This window comes from Bacillus cereus group sp. BfR-BA-01524, assembly GCF_022662595.1.
Taxonomy (GTDB): Bacteria; Bacillota; Bacilli; order Bacillales; family Bacillaceae_G; genus Bacillus_A; species Bacillus_A thuringiensis_S.
This window is the reverse complement of record NZ_JAKUDW010000260.1, coordinates 1-680: the sequence shown is the minus strand read 5'-3', so window position 1 is coordinate 680 and position 680 is coordinate 1. Positions and strand designations below refer to the sequence as shown.

Genomic DNA, 680 nt, shown 5'->3' with positions numbered 1-680 from the left:
AAGTCATCTTCATCTTCTTCAATGTAGTCGTCAAAACCGTCTTCTTCAACTTTACGTTTTTTCTTCGGTTTTGGCTGCGGTAAGATTTCTTCATCAATTTGCTCATATGGGTACCAGCTGCGTAGTCCCCAACGATTTTCTCCTAAATTAATGAAACGTCCATCGATGTTTAAGTCTGTATAAAATTGTGCGAGTTTCGCATTAACTTGCTCTTGAGATAGTCCCAGCACTTGAGCGATTTCTTGAACCAACTCGTTGAATGTCGTTGCTTGTCTTTTATCCCCTAAAACGCTATGTACAACTTCAATCATTGAACATTCTTTTAGCTCTTCTGGTGAATATTGCTTAAAATTCACTTATGCGGCACTTCCTTTCATCAAATATAACCTTATATATAACGGTCTGCCTAAAAAAATCCATACTATTCATTATAAACAAAAGTCGCACAAATATGCTACAAAAAAAACGGGAAACTTTTATATGGCAATAAAATTAATAATTTGTCTGTTCCTTATTTCGGAAGCATATGGGCACCTTGTAACACATACCTAATTTGCATTTCTGTATATTCTTCGAGCGTATACAGTTTTTGCAGCGCCCAGCGTCTAAACCCCCACATTTGTCCTTGTATAAAAATATTATGTGCAAGAAGCTGTATTTCTTTTTTATTTAATATAAAT

The 680-nt window shown here is 35.1% G+C and carries 1 protein-coding gene and 1 pseudogene; both read right to left on the bottom strand.

All coding sequences use genetic code 11. The features are described 5' to 3' along the window. Window positions 1-356 (bottom strand): DNA-directed RNA polymerase subunit delta (rpoE, locus tag MR170_RS30925; RefSeq protein WP_242310657.1); only part of this gene is annotated, 356 nt, incomplete at its 3' end. Between the two features lie 155 nt (window positions 357-511). Next, a pseudogene (locus tag MR170_RS30920) lies at window positions 512-680 on the bottom strand (TetR/AcrR family transcriptional regulator); the annotation flags it as partial.